Below are 20,496 nucleotides of genomic sequence, written 5' to 3'. Positions count from 1 at the left end.
ATCTTTTGGAGGGATCACGAGATTGTACTTGCTGGCACCGCTTGACTCCTCCCATTCATAAACAACTTAGCTACATGGCCCATAAAACCGCCTGATATTGATTGATATATATCAAGATATAGACCAAACATGATGCTATAAAGCTATCGATTTAACGGTAAGTTATAAATCCGTTGTCCTTCAAAAAAACGCCCTGTTTCACTTGACCAGTACGAAGGATACGAGTACATATTATTCATAAATTTCGTTTATTAATACCGTATTTTCAGACTCATATTCATTTATTACATGGATGTCCTAGCGTTATTAAGCAGTTGAGTTTTTTTTCTATCTTTTGCCTTACATCACAATTTACTAAACCAGAAAATATGAAGGAGAGAGGATGAGCAGCGTTATCAAAGAAATAAGTGATGCTAATATTGCATATGCAGCAACTTTTGATGATGATAAAAAAAACCTTGGTTTACCTGCTGTCAGACGATTTGCCATATTGACTTGTATGGATGCCAGGTTGGATCCGGCAAAATTTGCAGGTTTATCTGAAGGTGACGCCCATGTTATTCGTAACGCAGGCGGAAGAGCCAGTGATGATGCTATTCGTTCACTTATCATTTCTTACAAACTTTTCGGAACAAAAGAGTGGTTTGTAATTCATCATACTCATTGTGGGATGGAGCTTTTTACAGACAATATCATGGGCGATCTACTGGAAAACAGTCTAGAAAGTGCAATATTGACGGATGAGGGATTTAAAGACATCGGCAACGGTACCGGATCATCTGAGGGAAAATATATCAGATGGCTTACCATTGACAATCAAGTTAATAGTGTAATTGAAGATATTCATCGTATTCGTACTCACCCCCTTGTACCCGCAAGTATCGCCATATATGGGTACATCTATGATGTGAAGTCAGGAAAATTAATTGAGGTTCCTGAAGCAACAAGCCTTGCAAATGCAGAGTCGTAAATCAAACTTGTTAGTTTACCGTAATCATTGAAGATGTTTGATTTATGATGGGCTTATTTAAATCTATCCGGTATCAATGTGGACAAGGATGTCCGCGCCTCAATGAGCTAACCTTTAAAAATACAACGGCTTTAGAAAACTATTTTCATGCATAAGGTTCTTCATCAGGCCACAAGGTCGTTCATGTCATCAACCATATCCAGGCATATCACCTTGTCACCAGAAAAACCTGTTAGCTTGGTTTTATAAGGGATTAAATAACTTTCCAAAATAGTGCTACACCTTACACACGTTACATAACATATCACTCTATGTATAACAATTGGTTGAAGAAGACCACGTGTAGCGGAATTATGAAACCTTATTTAACCCTCCATCAAAAATTTTCTGATAAGATTTTCCTAAGCTATTTATTAATGCTTTAATGTTGATCGCCATTATTTATATAACCTCTTATTCATATCTTACCGCTAGCATATAAACATGGATAACGGCTTATTAACCGCTATCCAATAAAAGTAGAAAAACATCCAGTAAGGCGTTTATTCAAAACGTTCAAATATTAATGCATGTACCCTTAGATCAGCTAAATAGAGAAGACGAATTTCCATATTAGGATATTGCTCATTCAGCTTATGTGTATAAGAATCATATCCACCAACAATGCCAATGACAGGGATTTTTTCTGGGCCACCAGCAGAATCTGGTTCCCCCATAAGGGCTCTAACAATTGTTCTATCCATTGAGTGTAAAAATGGATAAGGCAATTCTCCATTATATTCTCCACTACCCTCATAAGCGTTAATAAGTGTAATTTGTACAGATTTTAGCTGCTTTGAAACATCATCAAAAACAAGCCTCATACCCGATTCAGGTTTGTAAAAAAATTCTTCATCTCCCTCAAACATATATTTAAATTTTCCCGCAGAAATAATTTTTTTTTCAACCAAAAAATCCGCCGTCAGTCCCAAGCTTTTTATCATCGCTATAATATCTATCATTATTCATACCACCCTTGTTCTTTGTTCAATCGGTGTAGCTCTTCCAATGCTTTGCTTAACTGCTCATCGGTATAACCCTCTTCCTTTAAAGCAGGTAGTTGCGCATTAAAATTACTATCTACTGCCGTTTTCAAGTCAGAGGCATCTTGAGACCGTCTAGTCAAAGAATTACGACCACCATAGGTTTCACTATATTTTTGATGTATTCGCTTATGAATAGCTATAGAAACCCATTTTTTCAGGATATCTTCTAACTGATCCCCAGATAGTTTATGTCCATACTTGTCTGTCAAATACTTTCTCAATGCCGCCTGAGACGGAATATGATCAATATCCAACCCATCATTACGGCTACGTCCAGCCAGATCCTGATATTCTCCCACTTCCAACGGTTTCACCGCCGGTTTACTCAAATACACATACACCGGCGGCATATTAGGAATGGGGAGGATCAGAATATAATCACGAAAATCCTTCTCTTCCGGCATTGGCAACGATTCAATATCGCTGCCCACTTTATCCGGGATCGGCAACACAGTTATTTGCGACGGAATAAGCGGTTGTTCTTCATTCCCAGTATGGGCTGGAACTTTGAATTCCTGTTCGTTCGGTGTCCATAAAATCGTCGGCCGGTTTTCTCCCGGTTCCCAGAACTCGTAATTACCAGTGGTCCGATTCAGTTCCATCATATGAACCGGTACTTTATCCAAACCGCCTTCCGGACTGACGTGATATCCCTGAACCATCATCCTGCCGCTTTTTTCATCTCTGATCCAGCGAAAACGTACACGGGTAGAAGCTTTACCGTACTGTTCCGCTATCTGTCTCAAACGATACGGGGTTAAGTAATCCTCCTCACCTTCATTCAACTTCGGTGAATAAAACAGCCCCATTAATCCAACCGTTACCGGATTCGGTGCCGCCAGCCAACGCCCCGCACTGATGGCACCACCACCAATGTAACGCATCACCAGAGTTTCCCCTTCCGCTACCGCGCTGCGGGCAGTGGCAGCCACAGCAGTTGCGGCTGCTTCAGCTTTATCTTTACCACCACGGAACCACCGCTTATACCACGGTAATCTTTTATCCTGCTGTTTATCCAGTTCAGGCGGGTGTTTCTTACCTTGCGGAGGGGGTTCTGGTTTTGGTGGCGTCACCGAGGTGGGAGATGATGGCACCTGATATATCGCCATTCTGCCGAAGTTATCCGCGGGTTCGGCTTCGGTTCCGGCATCCGTACAACCTTTACCCCGCAAGCAGGATTTCGCAAACACCGGTATCAGAGGTGCCTTAGTCACAGGAGGTTCGGGCTGAACATCTCCCGCTTCCTTCACCCGCGACGAGAAATTCTGGGTCGCCATATTAGCAGGCGCTGTAGCCTGATGATTGGGCTGCTCCTGCTTCTCATAGCTGTCCATCCCCGAATTGATAAACCGGGCCCGACAGGGGCAAGTACTCACACTGTCCAATGTGCCAGCCAACTTATGTCCCATGTCAAACACATCAGATACACCACCGACAATTGTGTAAGTACCGGGATGTTTGCCACAGGTAACCTTATCCCCTTCACGAGCCGTTGCCCGCCCATTAAATGTCATGGTGTGGTCACCGGTGATAATCTGTCCGCCACAGGTTGTCTTATCACCAACGAGCAAGAAATATCCTATTGCCATCTATTCAATTCTCCATTGATTTACAGTATGGAGAGTGGATCTCATTGAAATTATCGTCATATCATTATCACCATGAGTTAATACGTATGATCAATAATTCATCAGATTTCACCTAAAAAACATATAGGAATATTCCGAAAGTTGCTGATTTTATTGTCTATGATGGGCGTGATAACTTATTAATTATAACAATTTAGATACAATCACATAACAAATATAAGACCAAAAAGATAATAACGCGGTATGTTTGGAAAATCGGTAAAAAGGGAGTGAACAGCTCTGTGGGATAAACAGCGCTCTACTTTACTCAGAAAACCAAAACGCTGACCAAAAGATCAGCGCCTTGCCATTCATCTCATCAAATATTCATTATTGGTCGAACATCTCGCGCAACCAGCCCGGTGCTTGCTCTTGTTGCTGAACAGGTTCCGGCGTTACTGTTTGCTGGCACAGGCTCTGTGGATCATAGGTCCAGACAGGTAATGTTCTCCAACCACTGCCACTACAGTTAAAACTACCATCTTCATTAACAGCCATATCGACAATCCCTTCTGGTGGAATATTATTCAATACCAGTGGAGTCTGATTTTCCAGATAACGGCGATAAACATTTAACGCGCCAGTAGCACCAGTCAGATTAGTCGGATCGTTGTTATCCCGGCCAACCCATGAAATCACCACTTCTTTACCATCAACCCCCGCAAACCAGCTATCACGCAGATCATTGGTTGTACCGGTTTTACCTGCCAGATTATAACGGCCAAATTTAGCTGTCAGAGAACGAGAAGTACCTCTTGCCACAACCTGCTGCATTCCATACAGCGTCAGATAAGCCGCCTGAGCCGGTATAGCCCGTTCAGCCTGCGGGTAGCTCTGATATATCACCGTACCCTCTTCTGTAATGACAGAACGTAATGCAGAAAGCGTTGCGCGGTTGCCGCCACTGGTCATCGTCTGATATTCCTGAGCGACTTCCAACGGCGTCAAGCTGAGAGAACCCAGTAACATCGCTGGAACCTGCTGGATAACGTCTGCCGGAACGCCAAGCCGGATCAGTGTGTTGCTTACATGATCAAGGCCAACAGCCAATCCAAGATTCACCGTCGGAATATTCAGTGAACTCGCCAACCCATCTATCAACATGACACGCCCACGGAAACGGCGGTCATAATTTCTCGGTTCCCAAACCTTGCTGTTCGGCTGTTTTACCGCAAGAGGTTCATCCGCCAGCCAGGTATTCAACCGATATTGATCAGGTTCACTCAATGCCGCCAGGTAAGTAGAGGGTTTTGCCAGCGAACCAATTGAACGACGCGCCATCATCGCCCGGTTAAATCCGGCATATTGAGGCTGAGAACCACCGACCATCGCCCTGATTTCACCACTAATGCGATCAACCACCACCATTGCCCCTTCAAGATCAGCAATTTTGCGGGTTTTTCTCAGGTTAGCAATTCCCTCTTCCACCGCGTTTTCAGCCGCGTCCTGGGATACTGGGTCCAGAGTCGTAAAGATTTTCACGCCAGATAAATCATTCACTTTATCGCCCAGTTTGTCCTGCAATTCTTTACGAACCAGTTGCATAAATGCAGGCTGTGGCGTGATGACACCACTTTTCGGTTTTACCCCCAATGGGCGGGCACTCAGTAGTTTATACAGATCTTCGTCAATAATTTGCTGATTTTGCAAAAGTTTGAGCACCACGTTACGACGCTCAAGAGCCAGTTTCGGATTACGCCACGGGTTATAGAGTGAAGCGCCTTTCACCATGCCAACCAGCAACGCTTGCTGATCCAAACTCAGTTCATCCACCGGGCGGCCAAAATAATAAAGACTCGCCAACGGGAACCCTCGGATCTGTTCATCACCGCTTTGCCCCAAATAAACTTCGTTCAGATACAGTTCGAGGATACGATCTTTGCTGTAACGGTAATCCATCAGAATCGCCATGTAGGCTTCATTGGCTTTACGCACCAACGTACGTTCATTGGTCAAAAACAGGTTTTTGACCAATTGTTGCGTCAGGGTACTTCCCCCCTGAACGGTACGCCCCGCCGTCAGGTTAGCCAGCACCGCACGCCCGATAGACAGGATACGGATACCATCATGTTGATAGAAATGGCGGTCTTCTGTCGCCAGCAAAGTATTGACCAGTAACTCAGGAAAACCAGAACGTGGCACAAACAACCGCTGTTCGCCATTGGGTGACTGCAACATGGTAATCAGCTTCGGATCAAGACGGAAGAAACCAAACTGACGTTGGTTTTCTATATTTTCGATCCCTGCCAGACGGTTATCACTGAAAGTCAAAAGAGCGTGGATCTGCCCTTCTTTGCTATCAGGGAAATCAAACGGACGGCGCAGCATTTCAATGGTTTCGCCTCTGACAGAAAACTCGCCAGGACGGGTAATCTTTGTCACCTGGCGATACTGCATCCCTTCCAGCAGGTGTACCATCTCTTTTTTACTGTAGTTCATACCCGGTTCAAGGTTGACCATCCGGCCATAAACGGCCGCAGGCAGATCCCAGACTTTTCCGTCAATACGGTCACGGATTTTACCATCCAGATAAATACCATATCCCCCCAGCAATACAGCAAAAATAATAAATATTTTGAATAACAGCCAGAACCAACGCCACTTTTTCTTAGGTGGACGGGAATACATTCCTCTTTTTGTCATAGGTTGATCCTCTTCATCATCGTAGTCGTCATCTTCGTAGCCATCATTATAATCATCCAACAAATGCCGTCTTTTCGATGGCGATTCACGGCGGGATACCGGTTTCTTGCCTTTACGTCCGATTGGTTGATGATCTTCATCAGACATTCCAAAATTCTCCAAAGCCATTCAAATGCTGAATAATGGGTATTCATATCGTTTTTAATGAATTTATTCGCCTACAAGAAAGTTGTTAAATTCTACTGCGAATATTTTTTTACCCGCCGGGTTGGTGCTGTATTTGCCGGATCATCCGGCCATAGATGTTTTGGGTAACGCCCTTTCATTTCTTTTTGCACTTCCCGGTATGCTCCCTGCCAAAAAGCAGCCAAATCTTGTGTGATCTGCAATGGCCGCTGGGCCGGCGATAATAATTCAAGCACCAATGCTACCCGCCCTTTTGCCAACGATGGACTTTGCTGCTCTCCATACATTTCCTGCATCCGCACGGATAATACAGGGGGTTTATCACTGAAATAATTGATTGCCATCCGGCTGCCGGTAGGAACAGTGTAGTAAATAGGCAGTTCATTATCCAGACATTGGCGCTGTTGCCAGTCCAGTAAACTTTCCAATGCTGGCAACAAATCAATCTGTTTCAAACCTTTCAAATCACACACACCAACAAGAAACGGCATTAACCAATGATCAAGAGAATCCATCAAAGAATCATTATCTACTGCTGGCCACTGTATTTCAGGCAACCATTTAACCGCACATTGAATACGGGTGCATAATTGCATAGCCTCAGGTGACCAATTCAGCGCTTGTAATCCTGCACTACGTAACCAGTTTAGCAGGGCCTGTTGTAATTGTTCAGTTGAAGGTTTTGCCAATAGTTGTGCTTTTACTACCAGACTCCCACATTGCAGCCGTTTCCATGCCCGCAATGTTCCTTTATTGTCATCCCATTCAACGACACTTTGTTCACTGAATAAATCCGGCTGCTGCTGTACCAATTGTTCAATATCTAATGGACAAGCCAGCAGAATGCGAGCATCAGGATCCCTGCTATTTTGCAATAGCGAAGGTGCCACCAGCCAGGATTCACCGGATAACTTTTCTTCATAATCAATCATCGCACCCAGACCATTAGCCAATTGAAAACGACTATGCTTATCCCGGTTTTTGGCTATTCTGTCAGGGAAACCGTAAACCAATAACATTGCAGCTGATCCACTGGCTGGCTCTCCAAAAGTCTCTCCCATATTTCTGGCTAGCTGTTTTGCCCGGCGTAACCACTGAGTCTGGCGCTGCTCAACCCAATAAGTGATATCCGGCTGACCATCACGAGGCGGTTCTTCCAGAATCGCCGTCAGTACAGCGGCGGTTGCCAATGCATCAGTTCCCTGTTCCAAACCGGCACATAATATCGCGGCAAGGCGCGGATCACTGCCAGACTCCGCCATTTTCCTGCCTCTGGACGTCAACTGATTGTGATGGCTTACCGCACCTAATTGTAATAAAAGCGATTTGGCTACCCCCAGCGACGCCACAGGAGGCATATCTAGCCAGTGTAATTGGGAAGTGTCACGACATCCCCATTGCAATAAGGAGAGCCATAAACTACTGAGATCAGCATTCAAGATTTCAGGATCACTGTGCTCTGCTGCTCTTTCTGCCTGTTCCTGACTGAACAGATGCCAGCAAATTCCGGCTTCCAATCGCCCTGCGCGGCCAGCCCGTTGTGTCATAGAAGCCTGACTAATACGTTGAGTGATCAAGCGGGTTAGTCCATTTCTGGGTTCAAAACGTGTTGTACGCTCAAGGCCGCTATCAACCACCAACCGGATACCTTCAATCGTCAGGCTGGTTTCCGCAATGTTAGTCGCCAGAACGACTTTACGGCGTCCAAACGGTGAAGGTTCGATAGCTTTTTGCTGTTCAGCCAACGACAAAGCTCCATATAACGGACAAAGATCGGTATCGGCAGAAACTTTTCCTTTAAGCAGTCCAAATATCCGTTGAATTTCTCCACTCCCCGGCAGAAACAACAGCACAGAACCGTGCTCTTGCTGGAGTAACCGTAATACAACAGTGGCGACACTCTGTTCAAAAGGTTGGTGAGTAGGTAAGGGATGATAATTTCTGGTGACAGGAAAGCTGCGCCCTTTAGAAATAATCACCGGCACATCAGGTAATAAAGAAGAGAGCCGCTGATTATCCAATGTAGCCGACATGATCAAAATCCGCAGATCATCCCGCAACCCTGCCTGTACATCCAGCAACAATGCCAGTGCTAAATCAGCCTGTAAGCTGCGCTCATGGAATTCATCCAGAATCACCAGTGAAACACCTTCCAGCATCGGATCTTGCTGTAACATCCGGGTTAAAATACCTTCTGTTACTACTTCAATACGGGTAACCGTGCTCACTTTCGTTTCTGAGCGCATCCGATAACCCACGGTCTGACCGGTATTTTCATTCAGTTGAACCGCAAGACGATTGGCAACGCTGCGAGCGGCAATCCGCCGTGGTTCTAACATAATGATACGCCCGGAAAAATCCGCTTTTTTCAGAATTTCCAGTGGTAAACCCGTAGATTTCCCGGCACCGGCTGGGGCATGAAGCAGCACCTGCGGTGAGCTTTTCAGCGCACTCAGGACAGATTCGACAACCTCGTATACAGGCAATAAAGACACAAACACTCCAATTAAAGAAAGTTAACTTTCAACGGCCAACATTGTAGCATTGCCTGTTTCAATCTTATGCCATCAGCCATTAAGGAGTTTTATGGAATTTCATCCCCCCTTACAATCTGCCACTCTTATTCGTCGCTATAAACGCTTCCTGGCTGATGTCATAACACCGAAAGGCGAAACGCTGACCATCCACTGCGCCAACACTGGCGCGATGACCGGCTGTGCAACACCAGGAGATACCATTTGGTATTCCACATCTGACAATCCAAAACGTAAATATCCCAACAGTTGGGAATTGACCGAAACACAGGATGGTCACTGGATTTGTGTCAATACGCTCAGAGCAAACGATTTAGTGGCCGAGGCGATTCAACAAAATGCCATTTCAGAATTTTCTGGATACAAAAAAATCAGCCGGGAAGTAAAATATGGCGAAGAGAACAGCCGGATAGATCTGTTGTTACAGGCAGAACAGCACGTTAACTGCTATATCGAAGTGAAATCAGTGACACTTCTCCAAGAGAATTGTGGCTATTTCCCCGATGCTGTCACTACCCGTGGGCAGAAACACTTACGGGAATTACAACTCATAGCAGAACAAGGGCAAAGGGCCGTTTTATTTTTTGCTGTCTTACATTCAGGCATCAAACAGGTCGCGGCGGCTGCACATATTGATCATAATTATTCATCTCTTTTGGAACAAGCGCGAAACTCTGGGGTCGAAGTTATCTGTTACCAGGCACGTATTACAGAAAAAGAGATGGTTTTAGGCGATAAGTTAACTTTTATACTAAGTCGTTAATTTATTGATTGACCTAATATTTACAGTCAAGTTGTGCAGGATGTAAAGTCATTCAATATGTTTGTCTTCACACCATTGTGAAACTAATGACAGGAACAATTGCCAACCCATGCTCCATCTGCTATTTATAGCGGCCTGTTTTTTTCCCCGCTAGGGGTTCGTTTGATAGTGCGTGTGTTAGGAGAAGTATTATGCAAGAAGGGCAAAAACGCAAAACCTCGTCCTTAAGCATTCTCGCCATCGCTGGGGTAGAACCTTACCAAGAAAAGCCAGGTGAAGAATACATGAACGATGCCCAGTTGGCGCATTTCAAGCTAATTCTTGAAGCATGGCGCAATCAACTCAGGGATGAAGTCGATCGTACTGTATCTCATATGCAAGATGAGGCAGCGAACTTCCCAGACCCAGTTGACCGTGCAGCGCAGGAAGAAGAGTTCAGTCTTGAATTACGTAACCGTGATCGTGAGCGTAAATTGATTAAGAAGATCGAGAAAACACTGAAAAAAGTCGAAGATGACGATTTCGGTTTTTGTGAATCCTGTGGCGTTGAGATAGGCATCCGTCGTTTGGAAGCTCGTCCAACCGCAGATTTGTGTATTGATTGTAAAACTCTGGCTGAAATCCGTGAAAAGCAGATGGCCGGCTAATTAATGGTGCTTTGATACGGTGCCTTTAAGGCACCGTACGAACAACCCCAGCTGATCCCTATATGATAAAACCTGAACGTCCCCGCGCTTATATTGGGCGTTTCGCCCCTTCACCTTCTGGTGATCTTCACTTTGGTTCATTAATCACCGCAATTGGCAGCTATTTGCAAGCCCGAGCTTGTCAGGGAAAGTGGCTGATACGCATTGACGATATTGATCCGCCCAGGGAGGTTCCCGGTGCTGCTAGCCGTATTCTCCACGCACTTGAGCATTATGGATTACATTGGGATGATGAGATCCTCTATCAATCTCAGCGCCATGAAGCTTACCGCCATATCCTTAATCAGTTGCAACAACAGGGCTTAAGCTATTATTGCACCTGTACCCGTCAACGTATTCAGCAAGTTAATGGTTTTTATGACAAAAACTGTCGTGAATTAAACCTGCCTGTTAATCATGCAGCAATCCGACTAAAACAAAATCACCCGGTTTATGGTTTTCAAGATAAGTTGCAGGGATACCTAAACGCCGATCCTGTCATGGCTGAAGAAGATTTTATTATTCATCGTCGTGATGGTCTATTTGCCTATAATTTAGTGGCCGTTATTGATGATGATTACCAAGGTGTGACTGAGGTAGTCAGAGGCGCTGATTTAATTGAGCCGACTGTCCGCCAAATTGCACTTTATCAGCAATTAAATCTCGAAATACCTGATTACATTCATCTGCCACTGGCTCTGAATAAGGACGGCAACAAACTTTCCAAACAAAATTATGCTCAGCCAATCCCATTGGACGATCCCCGGCCGTTATTGATTGCAGCATTATCTTTCCTTAATCAGCCTGTCATAAAAAACTGGCAAGATCTGCCCCGCGATCAATTGTTGCAAAAAGCAATAGCATGTTGGGAGTTGGACCGAATTCCACGACAAGGTAAAATATACAGGTAACGTGAATAAAGTTAAGGTTAGTCATAACAACCATTCTCAAAAAATACACAGTAGGCTATGATTAGCTGCTGTTTTTTATTCGTTTTATATGATTAGTTACTTATCGAGGTGTACCATTTTTAACCGAGTAGCAAATTTCTGCCGTAATCTATTGATCCGCGAGGGGAAAATTAACCGCGAACTACAGGCAGCCCGTGAAAGGCCAGTCACCGTATCTGACCATTCTACTCAGGAAGAGTATGTAACTCTTCACTCTAATCACCAAAACCCCCTTCAATCCTCATCCAACGTGAAAACACAAAGGAAGGTTGAACAGGAGGATCTTCATTTGGATTTACCAATAACGGTAATTCCACGGGAGCAGCACAATATTTCCCGCAAAGATATCAGTGAAAATGCCCTGAAAGTGCTTTACCGTTTAAATAAATCCGGCTTTGAAGCTTATCTGGTCGGCGGGGGTGTCCGTGACTTACTGCTCGGTACACAACCGAAAGATTTTGATATTGCAACCAATGCAACACCAGAACAGGTTCGTAAGTTATTTCGCAACTGCCGTCTGGTTGGACGCCGCTTCCGTTTAGCCCATATTATGTTTGGCCCGGAAGTGATTGAAGTCGCAACATTCCGTGGACCACACGAACAGACTGATTCTGACGATAAAAATCAGTCACAACAGGCTCAGAGCGGTATGCTGCTGCGGGATAACATCTTCGGTTCAATTGAAGAAGATGCTATGCGCCGTGATTTCACCATTAACAGCCTCTATTACGGTATCAACGATTTCTCTCTGCGTGATTATGCCGGTGGTCTTAATGACCTGGAAACCGGTGTTATCCGCCTGATTGGCGATCCAGAAACCCGTTATCGGGAAGATCCGGTCAGAATGCTGCGTGCAGTTCGTTTCGCCAGCAAGCTGAATATGACCATCAGCGAAGATACCGCCGAGCCTATTTCTCGTCTGGCTTTTCTGCTGAGTAATATTCCGCCAGCCCGTCTGTTTGAAGAGTCGTTAAAACTGTTGCAAACAGGTCAAGGCTACAGCACTTATAAACTTCTGCGCGAATATCGCCTGTTTCAACCGCTATTCCCATTGGTTCAACGCTATTTCACCGAAAATAACGATTCGCCTATGGAACATATGCTCACTCAGGTTTTGAAGAATACCGACTATCGGTTACAAAATGATAAACGGGTTAACCCAGCGTTTCTGTTCGCGGCAATGCTTTGGTATCCATTGGTTGAACATGCGGAAAAGCTGTCTCAGGAAAGTGGTCTGACTTACTACGACTCCTTCGCCCTGGCAATGAATGATATTCTGGACGAACAGTGCCACTCTATCGCCATTCCCAAGCGCCTGACAACCATCATGCGTGATATCTGGCAATTGCAGTTACGTCTGCCACGCCGCCACGGCAGACGGGCAAACAAACTGATGGAACACCCTAAATTCCGTGCCGCCTATGACCTGCTGGAACTGCGTGCCAATGTCGAAAGCCGCAATGAGCTAAAAGAGCTTGCTCACTGGTGGGGAGAATTTCAGCAAGCCAACGCATCACAACAACGGAGTATGATTTCTGCGTTGGGCAGTGATATTGTCCGTCGTCGTACACGGCCACGCCGCCACTATAAATCAAAACTGAGCAGGGACAGCTGATCATCATGACCTGCGTTTATATCGCTGTTGGCAGCAACTTGGCAGAACCAGTGCAACAAGTAAAAAATGCCCTTGCTGCACTAAAAGATTTACCGGAAACAGAGTTTATTGCCAGCTCTTCGTTGTATCGAACCAAACCGATGGGGCCGCAAAATCAGCCTGATTTTCTGAATGTGGCGGTAGCACTGGAAACTACTCTGGCACCGGAAGAGCTGCTCAATCACACGCAGGCAATTGAATTGGCTCAGGGACGAGTAAGAAAAGATGAACGCTGGGGGCCAAGGACACTTGATCTGGATATCATGCTATTTGGCGATCAGGTGATTAATACCGAACGCTTAACGGTACCCCATTACGGACTGAAACAACGCGAATTCATGCTCTACCCGTTGGCTGAAATCGCCCCTGACCTGGTATTTCCTGATGGGGAAGCGTTATCTGAAAGACTGAAACATATCCCGGAAAACGGCCTGGTACTCTGGCGGCTGTCACAGCCCTCAGATCCTCATCATTGCAGATAAGGATCTCAGTTCAGTCCGTGGCCGATTTCTGTACATAACAAGAAAAATTGCAGGAGGAAGATAGATAATGAAACCCATTACCATGGCTGATCTGAATCAGCTCAAAAAAGAAAAACGTAAATTCGCCACTATTACCGCTTATGACTCCAGCTTTGCCCATCTGTTTGCCGAACAAGGTATTAATGTCATGCTGGTTGGTGACTCACTGGGTATGGCATTACAAGGTGCTGATACCACCATTCCAGTAATAGTCGAAGATATTGTCTACCACACTCGTTGCGTCCGTGCGGGTGCACCCTATACTTTCCTTATCGCTGATATGCCTTTCATGAGTTACGCCACACCAGAGCAGAGTTGTGAAAACGCCGCCAAACTGATGCGTGCCGGAGCTAACATGGTGAAAATTGAGGGCGGCAGCTGGCTAAACGATACCATTAAAATGCTTACCGAGCGTTCCGTACCGGTTTGCGCTCATTTAGGGCTAACGCCTCAGTCTGTTCATGTTCTTGGGGGTTATAAAGTCCAGGGCCGTGATGAAAAATCGGCTAATCAGTTGATAAAAGATGCGATTACGCTGGAACAAGCAGGCATACAATTGCTGGTGCTGGAGTGTGTCCCTGCTGAATTAGCTAAACGTATTACCGATGAACTACACATCCCGGTGATTGGTATTGGTGCCGGTAATGTGACTGACGGACAAGTTTTGGTGATGCATGACGCTCTGGGAATTACCGCCAGACCCCCTAAATTTGCGAAAAACTTCCTTGCAGAAGCAGGGAATATGCGTGATGCCATCCGCCTGTATAAAGAGCAGGTAGAAAGTGGATCCTACCCGGGTAAAGAACACTCATTTAATTAATAAATTACCTTTGTTAGCTCGAAGACTTTGAACACATTAAGGAGTATTAAGCAATGCTGATTGTCGAAACAGTACCGATTCTACGCCGTGAAATCCGCCGCTGGCGTCAGGAAGGGAAACGCATTGCACTAGTGCCAACAATGGGTAACCTGCATGACGGCCATATGACATTAGTTGATGAGGCCAAAGGGCAGGCAGATATTGTCATCGTCAGTATCTTCGTTAACCCGATGCAGTTTAATCGTCAGGATGATCTGGCAAAGTATCCGCGTACCTTACAAAAAGATTGCGAGAAACTTCACCAACATGGTGTCAATCTCATCTTTGCCCCTTCCGATAAAGAAATATACCCTCATGGTATGGAACATCAGACGTATGTTGAAGTCCCTGAACTTTCTACCATACTGGAAGGTGCCAGCCGTCCTAGTCATTTCCGTGGTGTTTCAACCGTGGTGAGCAAGCTGTTCAACCTAGTGCAACCGGATTTAACCTATTTTGGCGAGAAAGATTTTCAACAATTACAACTTATCCGCAAGATGATTGCTGATCTGGCTTATGATATTACTTTGATTTCAGTGCCGACAGTACGCGATAAAAATGGCCTGGCGCTGAGTTCGCGTAATAGCAATTTAACAGCCGATGAACATAGAATTGCGCCAGAACTTAGCAAGATCATGAAATCTATCGCTGAAAAAATGGCGCAGGGTGAACGCCACACGGAACCATTGCTCACTCAAGCTTCCGAACAGTTACGTGAAGCGGGCTTTATGCCTGATGAGTTGTTTATCCGTGATGCCGAAACCCTGGCACCGTTGAATACCGAAAGCAAAAAAGCGGTTATTCTAATGGCCGCTTGGTTAGGGCAAACCCGATTGATCGATAATCAGCAGGTCGATTTAACTCAATAATAGTCTGTTCTGTCAGGCGTTATTGGTGCAGAAAAATAAAACAACAGGTTCTAAGTTGTCATTGAATCAGGAGAAAACCATGTTGCGCACTATGCTACAAGGGAAATTGCACCGGGTGAAAGTCACTCAGGCAGATCTGCATTATGAAGGTTCCTGTGCAATTGATCAGAACTTTATGGATGCAGCCGGTATTCTGGAATATGAAGCCATTGATATCTATAACGTGGATAACGGCGAGCGTTTTTCCACTTATGCTATTGCCGCTGAACGTGGTTCCAGAATCATTTCAGTCAACGGAGCAGCGGCTCACCGTGCTGAGGTCGGTCATAAGTTAATTATCTGCTCATATATACAAATTTCTGACGAAGATGCCCGTCATCATAAGCCTAATATGGCTTACTTTGACGGTGACAATATTATGAGCCGTATTGCCAAAGCCGTTCCGGTTCAAGTGGCCTAAGTACAAACCACATGATCAATAATGGGTAGGTTGTGAAGACACTATAAATAAACTTCCCCTACCCATCGCTACCACTTAATCACCAAATAATCTACAAATTAAGTCCTCAATCCCCGCCCTGTTTCAATCAAATACCAGGCGACAAGATAAAAAACCATAATAAACGCAGTCAAAACACCCAACGTTATTGTTAAAGAAACATCGGTAATTCCCAGGAAACCATAACGGAAACCACTAATCATATAAACTATCGGGTTCAGTTTGGAAACAGCTTGCCAAAATGGTGGTAATAATGTCAGCGAATAAAACACCCCGCCAAGATAAGTCAGAGGCGTTAATACGAAGGTCGGAATAATACTGATATCATCAAATGTCTTAGCGAAAATCGAATTCAGCAATCCCCCCAGCGAGAACAGAATTGATGTCATCAGCAAAGTGACAACAATCATCCACCACGCATGAATATGAAGCGGAACAAAAAACAGAGAAACCAGTGTCACCAGAATACCGACGCAGACACCACGGGCAACACCGCCACCCACAAAACCCGCAATAACGATGTGTGTCGGAACCGGCGCTACCAGTAGTTCCTCAATACTGCGCTGGAATTTCGCCCCAAAGAAAGAAGAAGAAACATTGGCATAAGAGTTAGTAATCACCGCCATCATAATCAGGCCAGGAACAATAAACTGCATATAATCCACACCGCCCATTTTGCCAATCCGCGAACCGATTAAACTACCGAAAATAACAAAATAGAGTGACATGGTGATAACCGGTGGTAATAAAGTCTGTACCCAGATACGACCAAAACGGGTAATTTCTTTAATCCAGAGCGTTTTTAGCGCCACCCAGTACAACTGAATCATTTACGGTCTCCTTGCTTGTTGTTCACCAAACTGACAAACAACTCTTCCAGACGGTTCGCTTTATTACGCATACTCGGGATCTGAATACCCTGAGCATTTAACTGGGTAAACACACCATTTAACCCCTGTTCACGCTGAACATCGACTTCCAGAGTCGATGTGTCTATCACCCGGTAACTATATCCGGCAAGTTCAGGTGCTGGACTTTTCGTTGCCAAATCGAAGAAAAACGTTTCAGATTCCACCTGACTGAGTAAATTTTTCATACTGGTGTTTTCCACCAGCTCACCATGCTGAATAATACCAATATTGCGGCACAGCATTTCGGCTTCTTCCAGATAATGTGTAGTCAGAATGATCGTTGTTCCCTGCGCATTCAATTGTTTCAAAAAACTCCACATAGAGCGGCGAAGTTCAATATCAACACCGGCTGTCGGCTCATCAAGGATTAATAATTTAGGCTGATGCATCAAAGCTCGTACAATCATCAGACGCCGTTTCATACCACCAGACAAACGAATCGCCCGTTGATCGCGTTTTTCCCACAGATCTAATTGTGAAAGATACGTTTTTGCTCTGGCTTGAGCCACTTTTCGCGGTACACCGTAGTAACCGGCCTGATTGAGAACAATCTGCAACACCGTCTCAAACGGGTTAAAGTTAAACTCCTGCGGAACAAGACCTAACTGGCGTTTGGCATTCACAATATCCGTATCAATATCGTAGCCAAACACCTTAACCTTACCGCTGCTTTTGTTTACCAGAGAACTGATAATGCCGATTGTGGTGGACTTCCCTGCACCGTTCGGACCCAATAACGCGTAGAAATCTCCTGCTTCCACATTCAGGTCAATCCCACGCAGCGCCTTAACATCACCCGCATAGGTCTTGGTGAGCTGCGTTAACTCCAATGCATAAGTCATAAATTAAAAAACACCTTTATTATCTGGCCGCCTTTGCGTGCAATATGAAAATATAATGCCTCTTTCCTACCTGGTTTTCTTTGCAAAAACAGTAGAAAGATGAAAAACAAACAGCAATAAAATATTAAAATTTCAATTGATGTTGTATATGATTCTATCTTAAATAAACACTATCAGGCTATTCACCATGATGAAAAAAATAGAAGATTTGCTTGCCAATAACAAGCAGTGGTCAGAATCGGTTAACGAAGAAAACCCAAAATTTTTCAAAGAATTAGCAAAAACACAGAAACCCCATTTCTTGTGGATTGGTTGTTCAGACAGCAGAGTACCCGCAGAAAAACTGATTGATGCTGCTCCCGGTGACTTGTTTGTTCACCGAAATGTGGCAAACCTGGTTATTCATACTGACTTAAATTGTCTTTCTGTCATTCAATACGCAGTAGACGTACTGGAAGTTGAACATATTATTATCTGCGGCCATTACGGTTGTGGTGGTATCGAAGCCGCAATTGACGGCACTGAGCTGGGATTGATTAACAACTGGCTGCTGCATATCCGCGATCTCTGGTATAAACATAGCTCTATGCTGGGTGAATTACCGCCCAATGAGCGTCTGAACCGTCTATGTGAAATCAACGTTGTCGAGCAAGTTTATAACCTTGGTCACTCAACTATTATGCAAGCAGCATGGAAACGGGGACAGAAAGTGATGATCCACGGCTGGGTTTACGGTATCCATAATGGTCAATTGCAAGATCTGGAAGTCACCGCCGATAGTCGGGAAAAACTGGAACTTGCCTATCGCCAAACTGTGTCCAAGCTGACGAATAAGAAGTAAGTTTTCAGGTAACTAACAAAATACGCTGTAGAAGTAGAAAAGGTTATATTTAACCTCTTCTACAACGTAATTAAGAGAAGATGAATACAGATTTTCATTTCAAAAAATAAAAACAGCAACCCGAAAGTTGCCGTTTTCAAATTCCGTAAAAATCACTCTTCCAACAAAATCACATGGCCGATATAAGGTAGATGGCGATAATGTTGCGCATAATCGATGCCGTAACCCACAACAAATTTATCTTCAATTGAGTAACCAATCCATTCAACCGGCACATCAACTTCACGGCGAGAAGGTTTATCAAGCAGAGTACAAATTGCCAGTGATTTTGGCTCACGCAGTGCCAAAATTTCACGCACTTTATTCAGCGTGTTACCTGAATCAATAATATCCTCCACAAGCAGTACATGCTTACCGCGAATATCTTCATCCAGATCTTTCAGAATTTTCACATCGCGGGTGGAATTCATACCGCTGCCATAACTGGAAGCCGTCATAAAATCCACTTCATGAGGAACCTGAATTTCACGGCACAAATCAGCCATAAAAATAAATGAACCTCTCAGTAACCCGACCAGAACCAGCTCATTGCCGCTGTCACGATAGTGTTCAGTGATCTGTTTTCCCAACTCAGCGATGCGTTGCTTAACCTCCTGTTCGGAGATCATAACTTCTACAGTGTGTTTCATTATAAATATAACCAATTGTTTTTAAAAATAATAATCATGATAAAGCGCGGTGAAAATCATGATTATTAGTATGCCGATTGATACGCCGTTCTTTTGAACGGATAAGATACAGCTAACCAACAAATCGTTCTAGTGACTCTAATATCTTGCGTTTCTGTCCACGTTTCATCGTCGGGGGAACATTTAACCGCCTTATAAACTTCACGCATACAATAATCAGCGACTTTACCCTTAACAATATTATGATAATCAGTGCTGATCCTTCCCTTAATATCGTTAATATCAAATGCCGCATGAGCATCTATACAATTAATAAACGAATCCCATTGCAAAAACTTATGATCTTTCTGAGGCAGATCGACTTGACATCGAAGAAGCTCCTGCCGTAATTGGATAAATTCGCTAACTTTTAGAATTAATTATCAGAACAAGCAGCGGCTCACAGCAGCAAACCAACAGATATTTTAACTTTGGCGGCGTTGTAAAAGGGCAGTGAAGATAAAGAACATCTCCTATAGCCAAACTCTGTCGGACTAAAAAATCTGTCACCAAGATTAGTCATCAGCTACTCAGCAGAAGTCAGATAAGCAACTAATTTGTCACTATCTTTGCAACTGGCTGCTATCACTTCCAGTGGAATCTCACCATTCTGGTCAGCAGCTATCCAAACGCTATCGTGACTGATATCACGTATTTCTTTAAAAGAAAGATTTCCATACTTCTCAATTGCTTCATTTATACAATCAATATCTGAATCACTGAATACATCCTCAACGAAATTACGTAAAGCACGTACTTGATGATTTCCATTACTGCCTTCTACTGACAGAGATGACCGAATAACACCAACGTCACACCCATTCGGGATAAAACGTCCATCATCTCTAGCTATCTTTATAATATCGTAAACATTTTCTGCGACAGGACCATCTTTCATCGCAAGATAATTGTCACCAGTAATAAGCCAGCCATAACGCTCTAAATGGAGTCTGTCAGCAAAATACAAAATTTTACCCACATGATAAATGTCAGAGATTGGCGCTGTAGAGGCAACGTACAGAATAGCCTCTATAGCCTTTTCTGAATCAAACCTTACACTAAGCATCTCGGCACCTTCATTTAAACACACAAAAATCTGCGTCTATTTTAGTGCCTATAGCAATCACTGTACAACGCTTTGTGGTGTTCTATTGATGCTTATCGAACATCAATTAGATACAGAAATATCATTTTTTGCTGATATACCCAAGAAACTTCAAGATGCAGTTTTTAGCACCTGAAAATGGTCGTTAATTCTGGACATCAGCGAGTCCGCTATATCAGGTAGCGTTGTGGTGAAAAATTTGAATACTTTGTCTCGAAATTC

At 44.2% G+C, this 20,496-nt stretch carries 19 protein-coding genes and 1 pseudogene; 10 read left to right on the top strand and 10 right to left on the bottom strand.

What is annotated here, in order from left to right; genetic code table 11:
* The first annotated feature begins 382 nt into the window (after positions 1-382).
* A complete protein-coding gene (locus C5471_RS17695; protein WP_133813497.1) occupies positions 383-970 on the top strand; it encodes a beta-class carbonic anhydrase in 588 nt (195 codons plus the stop codon).
* A gap of 351 nt (positions 971-1,321) precedes the next feature.
* Here the strand turns inward: C5471_RS17695 and C5471_RS24490 are convergent, their stop codons facing one another.
* The 5 genes from C5471_RS24490 to hrpB all read right to left on the bottom strand — a co-directional run bounded on the left by C5471_RS24490 (position 1,322) and on the right by hrpB (position 9,007).
* Positions 1,322-1,408, bottom strand: coding sequence for a DUF6392 family protein (locus tag C5471_RS24490; protein WP_242688765.1), 87 nt, complete (start codon positions 1,406-1,408; stop codon positions 1,322-1,324).
* A gap of 104 nt (positions 1,409-1,512) precedes the next feature.
* Complete coding sequence (locus C5471_RS17690) at positions 1,513-1,971, bottom strand: DUF6392 family protein (RefSeq protein WP_133813496.1); 459 nt, start codon at positions 1,969-1,971, stop codon at positions 1,513-1,515.
* Positions 1,971-3,644 carry an S-type pyocin domain-containing protein gene (locus tag C5471_RS17685; RefSeq protein WP_133813495.1) on the bottom strand — a complete coding sequence of 558 codons (1,674 nt, stop codon included), beginning with the start codon at positions 3,642-3,644 and terminating at the stop codon, positions 1,971-1,973. The genes C5471_RS17690 and C5471_RS17685 overlap by 1 nt, the downstream gene beginning before the upstream one ends.
* Positions 3,645-4,013: 369 nt before the next feature.
* The gene (mrcB, locus tag C5471_RS17680; protein WP_133813494.1) at positions 4,014-6,473 is read right to left on the bottom strand and encodes a bifunctional glycosyl transferase/transpeptidase; all 2,460 of its coding nucleotides are present in this window, start codon (positions 6,471-6,473) and stop codon (positions 4,014-4,016) included.
* Between the two features lie 92 nt (positions 6,474-6,565).
* Positions 6,566-9,007, bottom strand: a complete 2,442-nt coding sequence (gene hrpB / locus C5471_RS17675; RefSeq protein WP_133813493.1) for an ATP-dependent helicase HrpB — start codon at positions 9,005-9,007, stop codon at positions 6,566-6,568.
* 91 nt (positions 9,008-9,098) lie between these two features.
* Here hrpB and sfsA point away from each other — a divergent pair, with 91 nt between their 5' ends.
* From sfsA to panD, 8 genes are all read left to right on the top strand, one after another.
* Positions 9,099-9,809: a DNA/RNA nuclease SfsA gene (gene sfsA, locus C5471_RS17670; RefSeq protein WP_133813492.1), complete on the top strand. Its 711-nt coding sequence runs from the start codon at positions 9,099-9,101 to the stop codon at positions 9,807-9,809.
* Between the two features lie 191 nt (positions 9,810-10,000).
* Entirely contained in the window at positions 10,001-10,456 is a 456-nt protein-coding gene (gene dksA / locus C5471_RS17665; protein WP_036840254.1) for an RNA polymerase-binding protein DksA, read from the top strand.
* Between the two features lie 62 nt (positions 10,457-10,518).
* Positions 10,519-11,406: a tRNA glutamyl-Q(34) synthetase GluQRS gene (gene gluQRS / locus C5471_RS17660; RefSeq protein ID WP_133813491.1), complete on the top strand. Its 888-nt coding sequence runs from the start codon at positions 10,519-10,521 to the stop codon at positions 11,404-11,406.
* 88 nt (positions 11,407-11,494) lie between these two features.
* A complete protein-coding gene (gene pcnB, locus C5471_RS17655; RefSeq protein ID WP_133813490.1) occupies positions 11,495-13,060 on the top strand; it encodes a polynucleotide adenylyltransferase PcnB in 1,566 nt (521 codons plus the stop codon).
* Between the two features lie 5 nt (positions 13,061-13,065).
* Positions 13,066-13,581, top strand: coding sequence for a 2-amino-4-hydroxy-6-hydroxymethyldihydropteridine diphosphokinase (gene folK / locus C5471_RS17650; protein ID WP_133813489.1), 516 nt, complete (start codon positions 13,066-13,068; stop codon positions 13,579-13,581).
* Positions 13,582-13,648: 67 nt separating this feature from the next.
* The gene (panB, locus tag C5471_RS17645) at positions 13,649-14,440 is read left to right on the top strand and encodes a 3-methyl-2-oxobutanoate hydroxymethyltransferase (RefSeq protein ID WP_133813488.1); all 792 of its coding nucleotides are present in this window, start codon (positions 13,649-13,651) and stop codon (positions 14,438-14,440) included.
* A gap of 53 nt (positions 14,441-14,493) precedes the next feature.
* Positions 14,494-15,348: a pantoate--beta-alanine ligase gene (gene panC / locus C5471_RS17640; RefSeq protein WP_133813487.1), complete on the top strand. Its 855-nt coding sequence runs from the start codon at positions 14,494-14,496 to the stop codon at positions 15,346-15,348.
* 79 nt (positions 15,349-15,427) lie between these two features.
* The gene (gene panD / locus C5471_RS17635) at positions 15,428-15,808 is read left to right on the top strand and encodes an aspartate 1-decarboxylase (RefSeq protein ID WP_133814230.1); all 381 of its coding nucleotides are present in this window, start codon (positions 15,428-15,430) and stop codon (positions 15,806-15,808) included.
* A gap of 98 nt (positions 15,809-15,906) precedes the next feature.
* Here panD and C5471_RS17630 read toward each other — a convergent pair whose 3' ends face one another.
* Both C5471_RS17630 and C5471_RS17625 read right to left on the bottom strand, forming a co-directional pair.
* Entirely contained in the window at positions 15,907-16,677 is a 771-nt protein-coding gene (locus tag C5471_RS17630) for an ABC transporter permease (RefSeq protein WP_133813486.1), read from the bottom strand.
* A complete protein-coding gene (locus tag C5471_RS17625) occupies positions 16,674-17,600 on the bottom strand; it encodes an ABC transporter ATP-binding protein (protein WP_133813485.1) in 927 nt (308 codons plus the stop codon). Before C5471_RS17625 ends, C5471_RS17630 begins: the two co-directional genes overlap by 4 nt.
* A 187-nt stretch (positions 17,601-17,787) precedes the next feature.
* On the opposite strand from C5471_RS17625, the gene can reads away from it, so the two are divergent.
* Positions 17,788-18,441 carry a carbonate dehydratase gene (gene can, locus C5471_RS17620; RefSeq protein ID WP_133813484.1) on the top strand — a complete coding sequence of 218 codons (654 nt, stop codon included), beginning with the start codon at positions 17,788-17,790 and terminating at the stop codon, positions 18,439-18,441.
* 152 nt (positions 18,442-18,593) lie between these two features.
* Here the strand turns inward: can and hpt are convergent, their stop codons facing one another.
* The 3 genes and pseudogenes from hpt to C5471_RS17605 all read right to left on the bottom strand — a co-directional run.
* On the bottom strand, positions 18,594-19,130 hold the full coding sequence (hpt, locus tag C5471_RS17615; RefSeq protein ID WP_133813483.1) for a hypoxanthine phosphoribosyltransferase: 537 nt from the start codon (positions 19,128-19,130) through the stop codon (positions 18,594-18,596).
* 565 nt (positions 19,131-19,695) lie between these two features.
* Positions 19,696-20,235, bottom strand: a complete 540-nt coding sequence (locus C5471_RS17610; protein ID WP_133813482.1) for a Panacea domain-containing protein — start codon at positions 20,233-20,235, stop codon at positions 19,696-19,698.
* Between the two features lie 150 nt (positions 20,236-20,385).
* A pseudogene (locus C5471_RS17605) lies at positions 20,386-20,496 on the bottom strand (IS630 family transposase); the annotation flags it as partial.

The sequence above is a fragment of the Photorhabdus tasmaniensis genome (assembly GCF_011189505.1).
GTDB classification, from domain to species: Bacteria; Pseudomonadota; Gammaproteobacteria; order Enterobacterales; family Enterobacteriaceae; genus Photorhabdus; species Photorhabdus tasmaniensis.
This window is presented reverse-complemented; position numbering and strand designations above follow the sequence as displayed.

Bases quoted from the DNA above. Each gene is read 5' to 3' on its own strand.
- C5471_RS17630 (WP_133813486.1), bottom strand. From the start codon at position 16,677: ATGATTCAGTTGTACTGGGTGGCGCTAAAAACGCTCTGGATTAAAGAA.
- pcnB (WP_133813490.1), top strand. From the start codon at position 11,495: ATGATTAGTTACTTATCGAGGTGTACCATTTTTAACCGAGTAGCAAAT.
- panB (WP_133813488.1), top strand. From the start codon at position 13,649: ATGAAACCCATTACCATGGCTGATCTGAATCAGCTCAAAAAAGAAAAA.
- C5471_RS17610 (WP_133813482.1), bottom strand. From the start codon at position 20,235: ATGCTTAGTGTAAGGTTTGATTCAGAAAAGGCTATAGAGGCTATTCTG.
- gluQRS (WP_133813491.1), top strand. From the start codon at position 10,519: ATGATAAAACCTGAACGTCCCCGCGCTTATATTGGGCGTTTCGCCCCT.
- panC (WP_133813487.1), top strand. From the start codon at position 14,494: ATGCTGATTGTCGAAACAGTACCGATTCTACGCCGTGAAATCCGCCGC.
- can (WP_133813484.1), top strand. From the start codon at position 17,788: ATGATGAAAAAAATAGAAGATTTGCTTGCCAATAACAAGCAGTGGTCA.
- C5471_RS24490 (WP_242688765.1), bottom strand. From the start codon at position 1,408: ATGGCGATCAACATTAAAGCATTAATAAATAGCTTAGGAAAATCTTAT.
- C5471_RS17685 (WP_133813495.1), bottom strand. From the start codon at position 3,644: ATGGCAATAGGATATTTCTTGCTCGTTGGTGATAAGACAACCTGTGGC.
- C5471_RS17690 (WP_133813496.1), bottom strand. From the start codon at position 1,971: ATGATAGATATTATAGCGATGATAAAAAGCTTGGGACTGACGGCGGAT.
- C5471_RS17625 (WP_133813485.1), bottom strand. From the start codon at position 17,600: ATGACTTATGCATTGGAGTTAACGCAGCTCACCAAGACCTATGCGGGT.
- folK (WP_133813489.1), top strand. From the start codon at position 13,066: ATGACCTGCGTTTATATCGCTGTTGGCAGCAACTTGGCAGAACCAGTG.
- mrcB (WP_133813494.1), bottom strand. From the start codon at position 6,473: ATGTCTGATGAAGATCATCAACCAATCGGACGTAAAGGCAAGAAACCG.
- sfsA (WP_133813492.1), top strand. From the start codon at position 9,099: ATGGAATTTCATCCCCCCTTACAATCTGCCACTCTTATTCGTCGCTAT.
- dksA (WP_036840254.1), top strand. From the start codon at position 10,001: ATGCAAGAAGGGCAAAAACGCAAAACCTCGTCCTTAAGCATTCTCGCC.
- panD (WP_133814230.1), top strand. From the start codon at position 15,428: ATGTTGCGCACTATGCTACAAGGGAAATTGCACCGGGTGAAAGTCACT.
- C5471_RS17695 (WP_133813497.1), top strand. From the start codon at position 383: ATGAGCAGCGTTATCAAAGAAATAAGTGATGCTAATATTGCATATGCA.
- hpt (WP_133813483.1), bottom strand. From the start codon at position 19,130: ATGAAACACACTGTAGAAGTTATGATCTCCGAACAGGAGGTTAAGCAA.